Below are 7,208 nucleotides of genomic sequence, written 5' to 3'. Positions count from 1 at the left end.
CCCCCCCCCCCCCCCCCCCCCCCCCCCCCCCCCCCCCCCCCCCCCCCCCCCCCCCCCCGGCCCCCCCCCCCCCCCCCCCCCCCCCCGGTGCTGCTGCTCCTGCACGGTTTCGGTTCCGACCAGGGGGTGTGGGAGCGGCTGTCGCCGTCCTTCCTCGCCGGGCACCGCGTCGTCCTGGTGGACCAGGCGGGTGCCGGCCGCTTCGACGCGGACGCCTACGACCGCGAGAGGTACTCCACCCTGGACGGGTACGCGGCCGACCTGGTGGAGGTGTGCGAGGAGCTGGACCTGCGCGACGTCGCCGTGGTGGCGCACAGCGTCAGCTCGATGATCGCCGCGCGCGCCGCGCTGCGCGTCCCGGGGCGCTTCCGCCAGATCTTCATGCTCGCGCCGTCGGCGCGCTACACCGACGACCCCGCCCAGGGGTACGACGGCGGTTTCTCCGCCGAGGACGTCGACGAGCTGCTGGGTTCGCTGGACCACAACTACCTGTCCTGGACCGCGGACGTCGGACCCATGATCATGGGCAACCCGGACCGCCCCGAGCTCGGCGAGGAGTTCACCGGATCGTTCCGCCGCCTCGACCCGGGCACGGCGCACCGCTTCGCGCGGGCGACGTTCCTGACCGACTCGCGCGAGCTGCTGACCCGCGTGAGCGTGCCGACGACCGTGCTGCAGTGCCGTGACGACGCCCTGGCTCCCGACTCCGCGGTCCGGGAGGTCGTGGCGCGCCTGCCGCACGGCTCCCTCGTGCCGCTGCGGGCGTCCGGGCACTGCCCGCACGTCAGCGCGCCCGCGGAGACGGCGGCGGCGATCCTCGAGCACCTGCTGCCTCGGCCGTGACGGCCGGCGAGGCCCCCGCGGTCGCCTCACCCCGGGACGCGCCCGGAGGCACGCCGGGCGACGCGGCGGGACCGTTCGAGGAGCTGTTCGAGGACGCCCCCTGCGGGTACCTCACGACGGACGACGACGGCAGGGTCACCCGCGTCAACGCGACGTTCCTCGCCTGGTCGGGGCACCGGCGCGAGGACCTGCTGGGCTCGGCGTTCAGCCGCCTGCTGCCGGTGGGCGACCGGATCCTGTGGTCCACCCACAGCGCACCGCAGCTCGGCACGACCGGCGGCGTCAGCGAGGTGGTCGCCGAGGTCGTCGCCGCCGACCGCACGCGCCGGCCCGCCCTCATCACCGCCACCCGCGTCCCCGCCCGGGACGGCGCGGCCGCCGAGGTGCGGATCATCGTGTTCAGCGCCCCCGAGCGCCGCGCCCACGAGCGCGAGCTCGTCGCGGCGCTGCAGCGCGTGGAGGACTCGGAGAACCGCCGGGCCGCCGCGGAGGCGGACGCGCACCGCCGCGCGCTGGAGGACCCCCTCACCGGCCTGCCGAACCGCGCCGGGCTGAGCGCCCACCTGGGGTCCGCCCTCGCCGGACCGGCCGCGTCGGTGTGCGTGCTGGTCCTGGACCTGGACCACTTCACCGTCGTCAACGAGAGCCTGGGCACGGCCGCCGGGGACGAGCTCCTGGTCACCGTGGCCGGCAGGTTGAGCGCGGCGGTGCGCGAGGGCGCCACGGTCGCGCGTCTGTCCGCCGACGAGTTCGTCGTCGTGGACCGCTGCGAGGACGTGGAGCGCGCCCGCAGCCTGGCCGGCCGGCTGCTGGAGGTGCTCACCGTCCCGGTCGTCATCCAGGGGCTGGAGATCGTCGCCTCGGCCAGCATCGGTGCCGCCGTCACCGTCCCGGAGGACCGTTCGGCGGACCGGGTGCTGCACGACGCCGGCGTGGCGATGCACCGCGCCAAGGCCCGCGGACGCAACCGCGTCGAGGTGCACGATGCGCAGCGCGGCGACGCGGTCGTCGACCGCCTGCGGCTGCTCGGTGAACTGCGCCGCGGCATCGCCGCGGGTGAGCTGCGCCTGCACTACCAGCCGCGGGTGCGCCTGCACGACGAGCGGACGACCGGCGTGGAGGCGCTCGTGCGCTGGCAGCACCCCGTGCGCGGCCTGCTGCCGCCGTCGGAGTTCATCGACCTGGCCGAGGAGTCGGGCCTGGTGCGTGAACTCGGTGCGCAGGTCCTCGACACGGCCGTTCAGCAGGCCGCCCGCTGGGCCCGCGACCCGCAGCACGCCACGGTCGAGGTGGCGGTGAACCTGTCCACCCGGCAGCTCGCCGACCCCGGCCTCGTGGACGCCGTGACCGCCGCGCTGACGCGCCACGGCCTGGACCCGCACCTGCTGGTGCTGGAGGTCACCGAGACGGCCCTGATGACGGACCCCGAGGCGGCGGAGGCGGCGCTGGTGGCGCTGAAGGGCCTCGGCATCGGCATCGCCGTGGACGACTTCGGCACCGGTTACGCGAGCCTGACGTACCTGCAGCGCTTCCCCGTCGACGAGCTGAAGATCGACCGGTCGTTCGTGAGCGGCCTCGGCGTGAACGACGGCGACGCCGCCATCGTGCGCACCTGCGTGCAGCTCGCCCACGCCGTGGGGATCCGCGCGGTCGCCGAGGGCGTGGAGACGCGCGAGCAGCTCGACGCCCTCGTGGAGATGGGCTGCGACTTCGTGCAGGGGTACTTCTTCTCCCGGCCGCTGCAACCCGACGCGCTGCAGGAGTGGGCGCGCTCGCGCTGAGCGCCTGTCAGGACGCTACCGGTGCACCACCGGGGCTGCGGGGTGCCGGAGCGGCGGTGTTGGGCAGGTGGATCAGCCGATCGATGCGGCGCTTGAGCTCGTTGAAGCCCTCGCCGGTCACGTCCCGCGGTTCGGGCAGGCCGACCTCGACCACTTCGCGCACGTAGCCGGAGTTGCCGTGGGAGGTGCCGCCGGCCATGACCACGACCCGGTCGGCGAGGTAGACGGCCTCCTCGACGCTGTGCGTGACGAACACGACGGTGGTGCCCGTCTCGCGGTGGATGCGCTTGAGCTCCTGCTGCAGCGAGGAGCGGGTCAGCGCATCGAGGGCGCCGAAGGGTTCGTCCATGAGCAGCACGGCGGGCTGGTTCGCCAGGACGCGGGCGATGGCGACGCGCTGCTGCATGCCCCCGGACAGCTGCTGCGGGAAGGAGGAGGTGAGTCGGCTGAGCCCCACGGTCTCCAGCGCCCGCTCGGTGCGCGCGGTGACCTCCGCCTTCGGCAACCGGGCCTGCTTCGGGCCGTAGGCGACGTTCTCCGCGACGGTCAGCCAGGGGAAGAGCCCGTAGTCCTGGAAGACCACGCCGCGTTCCGGGCCCGGTCCGCGGACCGGTTCCGTCGCCACCTCGACTCGGCCGGTGGTGGCCTGCTCGAAACCCGCGAGGATCCGCAGCAGGGTCGACTTCCCGCAGCCGCTGGCGCCCACGACGCACACGAACTCCCCGGCGGCGATGTCGAGGTCGACGTCGGCCATGGCAGGCGCCGGGGTACCGGGGTACTGCTTGACCAGTCCGTGGACGCTGATGTCCGCCGGGCGGGTCGGACGGGGTGTGCCGATCTTCACCACAGTGGTCTCCGGGGGTTCGGGCGGGCTCAGTGGTTGACGAGGGGTCGCCGTCCGGCGAGGAGCCGGACGAGCAGCACGAGCAGCCGGTCGGCGAGGAAACCGGCCAGGCCGATGACGACCATGCCGCAGATGATGAGGTCGGTGCGCGACTGGTCGCGCGCCTGCGTGATCATCGCGCCGAGGCCGACGTTGATGCCGACGGTCTCACCGACGACGAGGATGACCCACGCCAGCCCTAGCGCGATCCGCAGGCCGCTGACGATGCTGGGCACGGCGGCGGGCAGGACGACCTTGTACAGGGCCTGGACCGCGGGCGTGCCGAGCATCGCGGCCGCCTCCAGCAGGCGCTGCGGCACCTGCCGGACACCGGTGATGGTGTTCAGCAGGACAGGGAAGAAGGCCGCGAGGAACACCAGGAAGATCGTGGACCGGTCCCCGAAGCCGATGATGAGCAGGGACAGCGGGGCCCAGGCGGTCACGGGGATGGGCCGCACCAGGTTGATCGTCGGTTCCAGCATCCGGAACAGCACGCTGGAGCGGCCCATGACGATGCCCAGGGGAACCGCCAGCGCGACGGCCAGCAGGAAACCCTGCACCACGCGCAGGCTGCTGGCGTACAGGTGGATCCACAGGGTGCGGCTGTAGGAGTCGTCGATCAGGCCGCCGAAGGCCAGGTCGGCCAGGCGGCGCGCCACCTGGGACGGCTCGGGGAGGAAACCCATCTGGATGCCCAGCGGCAGCGTCCACGCCCCGGCCACGCCGCGGTCCCACAGCAGCAGCAGGACGACGGGGACCGGCAGCGCGAGCAACCAGGTGCGCCACGGCGGGCGCCGCCCGCTGCGGGGGCGCACGCCGCCGGCGGGTGCGGTGGACGCGGTGGGAGGAGGGCTGACGGCGGCGGTCGTGCTGGTGGTCATGGTTCCTCCGGGCTCGGTCGGCGGTCGGTTCAGCCCGCGAACTCGCTGGAGTCCACGAAGGTGGTGTCGAAGATCGCCTCGCGGTCCGGCTGGGAGGGCAGCTGGTCGAAGGCGACCATCTCGTCGGCCAGGGCGGACACCTGGTCGCGGTACTCCTGCGGCAGGTCCCAGCGCGGCCAGATGTTCTGCGTGGAGGTCTCCACCACGGCCCGGTCGATGCCGAAGGTGTCCACGACCCCGTCGACCCAGACCTGACGATCGGCGTCGATGTGCTCGGTGGCCTGGATGTGGGCGTCGACGACCTCCTGCACCACCGCGGGGTCGTCCTCGATGGTGCTCTGCGCGGTCATCAGGACGATGTTGACCTTGCCCACCACGGACTCGTACGGCGACAGGACGTCGTGGGCGCCGGCCTGCTTGGCGATCGAGGGCCCCAGCTCGGCGCTGGAGAAGGCGTCGACCTGCCCGGTGGCCATGGCGTCGGCCATGTCGGAGAACGGCAGGTTCACCAGTTCCACGTCCGCGTCGGGGTCGATGCCCTGCTCCCGTAGGGCGAGCTTGAGCAGGATCTCCTGCGAAGCGCCGCGGGGGTACCCGATCCGCTTGCCCCGCAGGTCTTCCGGCGACTGCACCTCGGGGGTGGCGACGATGCCGGTGCCCCCGTCGGCGGAGGAGGCGATGATGCGCACCTCCTGGCCGGCGGCGATCCCGGCCAGCGCGGAGGGGGCACCGGCGACCCCGAAGTCGACGGCGCCGGAGACGACGGCGTTCTTGATGTCGGTGGAGCTGTCGAACAGCACGACCTCCACGTCGGTGCCCTCGGGGGCGAACTCCTCGTAGAAGTACGGGGTGTACAGGTGGGGCTGCCCGCGCAGGGTCCCGACGGTGACGGTGCCCTCCTCCTGGGTGGCGCCGGTGGTGCTGGTGGGAGCTGCGCAGGCGCTCACCAGGACGGTTAGGCCGGCGAGGGCGGCGGCGGAGCGGAGCGTGGTGCGCACGGTGGGGCCTCCGGGCTCGAGGGTGGGGTGGGTGGGGTGGTCAGGCGGGCTGCAGGGCGGGGTCGGCACCCGGGGCGTCCGGGGTGTCGACCGGGCCGGACCGGGCGGCGAGGTGCGCCAGCCAGCCGCCGGAGGCGGTGATGTCCTCCTCGTGGCCCGTGGGCTGGCCGGTGAAGCCGAGGACCTGCCGGCCGTCGGAGAGGTGGACGCGCCCGAGCGCCAGTGGGCTCGGCAGCGTGGTCAGCAGTTCCCCCAGGGCCTGGGTGCTCAGCAGCCACAGCTCCCCGGGCAGTTCCGCACCGGTGCCCGCGGCGGCCCGGGAGACGAGGGGTTTGTCGGGGGTCCCGGGCAGGGCGTGCATCCGGTAGTCGCCGGTGGTGCTGATCGGCCCGTCGAAGCGCGCACCCAGCGCCTGCAGCTGGGTGTTGAGGGGCTGCCCGCGCAGGTGGGCGCCGAAGACGGCCAGCGGGACGGCCTCGTCGAAGACCCGAGCGGTGGGCACGTCCAGCAGGCGGGCGGCCAGGTCGATCGCCACCTGGTCCTCGAAGGCGCGGGTGACGACGCTGACGCCGAACAGCCCTTCCCCGGGGACGTGGGCGGCGGGGACGGCGACGGCGGCCATGTCCATGAGGTTCACGAAGTTGGTGTAGGTGCCCAGCCGCGCGTTGACCGCGAGGGGTTCGGCCTGCACGGCCTCGACGGTCGGGTGCTCGGGCGCGGTGGGCAGCAGCAGCGCGGTGACGCCGTCGAGGATCCGGCGGCCCGCAGCGGTCAGCTCCAGCAGTTGCTGCTGGTCGGCGACGACGTCCACGCCGCTGACGCGGCCGGCCCGCTCGGCGATGGCGGCGACGCTGGGGTCGGCGCCGTCGGGGTTCTCGGCGAGGAAGCGGCCGAAGGAGTACGCGCGCTCGGCGACGAGGCCGCCGTCGTAGAGCAGGCGCGCCGCCCGGAGGAACACCGTGAGGTCGACCTCCCGCAGCACCGCCCCGGTGGACTCGGCCCGCCGGCACGCGGCCGCGAACGCCTCGCGCAGCGCCGGCGACAGCGCACCGAGGTCCTCCGCGCGCGGAACCCCCAGCACGGGGCGCTCCGGGGCGGCCAGCGGGGCGCTCGCCGGCCACGGGCGGCTGTGCGCGTCGAGGTCGCTGGGCCCGGCCATGGTGCGCGTCACGGTCGCGGCCAGGGCGAGGTCGCGGGCGAAGACGGTGGCGGTGTCGTACGAGGGGCAAGCGGGCAGCACCCCGTCGGCGGGGACCAGCCCCAAGGTGGGCTTGATGCCGATGACGCCGTTGAAGGCGGCCGGCACCCGGCCGGACCCGGCGGTGTCGGTGCCGACGGCGAAGTCCACGAGTCCCGCACCCACGGCTGCGCCGGACCCGGCGCTGGAGCCGCCGGAGACGCGCTCGGGGTCGGCGGCGCTGCGCACCACGCCGTAGGGGCTGCGCGTGCCGACCAGGCCGGTGGCGAACTGGTCCAGGTTCGTCTTGCCGACGAGGACTGCACCGGCGTCCAGCAGTCGCTGCACGGCGGTGGCGGTGCGCTCGGCGACGTGGCTGAACGCCGGGTGCGCCGCCGTCGTCGGGAGCCCGGCGACGTCGATGTTGTCCTTGACGGCGAAGACGTACCCGGCCAGCGGTCGCTGCTCCCCGCGGGCGAGGTCGTCCTCCACCTCGCGCGCCCGCTCGAGGGCGACCTCCTCGTCGAGGAGGGTGATCCAGACGTTCGGGCCGGGGGGGGGGGGGGGGGGGGGGGGGGGGGGGGGGGGGGGGGGGGGGGGGGGGGGGGGGGGGGGGGGGGGGGGGGGGGGGGGGGGGGGGGGGGG

Annotated in this window: 6 protein-coding genes; 2 read left to right on the top strand and 4 right to left on the bottom strand. The window is 74.5% G+C overall.

Annotated elements, in window-relative coordinates:
- The first annotated feature begins 87 nt into the window (after positions 1-87).
- Together ACRYR8_RS20645 and ACRYR8_RS20640 are read left to right on the top strand one after the other, a co-directional pair.
- Positions 88-843: an alpha/beta fold hydrolase gene (locus ACRYR8_RS20645; protein ID WP_432484952.1), complete on the top strand. Its 756-nt coding sequence runs from the start codon at positions 88-90 to the stop codon at positions 841-843.
- Complete coding sequence (locus tag ACRYR8_RS20640) at positions 840-2,624, top strand: putative bifunctional diguanylate cyclase/phosphodiesterase (protein WP_432484954.1); 1,785 nt, start codon at positions 840-842, stop codon at positions 2,622-2,624. Before ACRYR8_RS20645 ends, ACRYR8_RS20640 begins: the two co-directional genes overlap by 4 nt.
- A gap of 7 nt (positions 2,625-2,631) precedes the next feature.
- Here ACRYR8_RS20640 and ACRYR8_RS20635 read toward each other — a convergent pair whose 3' ends face one another.
- The 4 genes from ACRYR8_RS20635 to atzF form a co-directional block, all read right to left on the bottom strand.
- Positions 2,632-3,468, bottom strand: coding sequence for an ABC transporter ATP-binding protein (locus ACRYR8_RS20635; protein ID WP_432484956.1), 837 nt, complete (start codon positions 3,466-3,468; stop codon positions 2,632-2,634).
- Between the two features lie 29 nt (positions 3,469-3,497).
- Positions 3,498-4,388 (bottom strand): ABC transporter permease, encoded by an 891-nt coding sequence (locus ACRYR8_RS20630; RefSeq protein WP_432484958.1) that lies wholly within the window; start codon positions 4,386-4,388, stop codon positions 3,498-3,500.
- A 29-nt stretch (positions 4,389-4,417) separates the two neighbouring features.
- Positions 4,418-5,386 carry an ABC transporter substrate-binding protein gene (locus ACRYR8_RS20625; RefSeq protein ID WP_432484960.1) on the bottom strand — a complete coding sequence of 323 codons (969 nt, stop codon included), beginning with the start codon at positions 5,384-5,386 and terminating at the stop codon, positions 4,418-4,420.
- A gap of 40 nt (positions 5,387-5,426) precedes the next feature.
- A partial coding sequence (gene atzF, locus ACRYR8_RS20620) for an allophanate hydrolase (RefSeq protein ID WP_432486200.1) occupies positions 5,427-7,208 on the bottom strand: 1,782 nt, incomplete at its 5' end.

The sequence above is a fragment of the Kineococcus esterisolvens genome, assembly GCF_050871405.1.
In the GTDB taxonomy this organism is placed as follows: domain Bacteria; phylum Actinomycetota; class Actinomycetes; order Actinomycetales; family Kineococcaceae; genus Kineococcus.
The sequence above is the reverse complement of the archived record's forward strand: the minus strand, read 5'-3'. Positions and strand labels throughout refer to the sequence as shown.

What these genes read in the sequence shown, in the direction of transcription:
- ACRYR8_RS20630 (WP_432484958.1), bottom strand. Translation starts at nt 4,388, where the DNA reads ATGACCACCAGCACGACCGCCGCCGTCAGCCCTCCTCCCACCGCGTCC.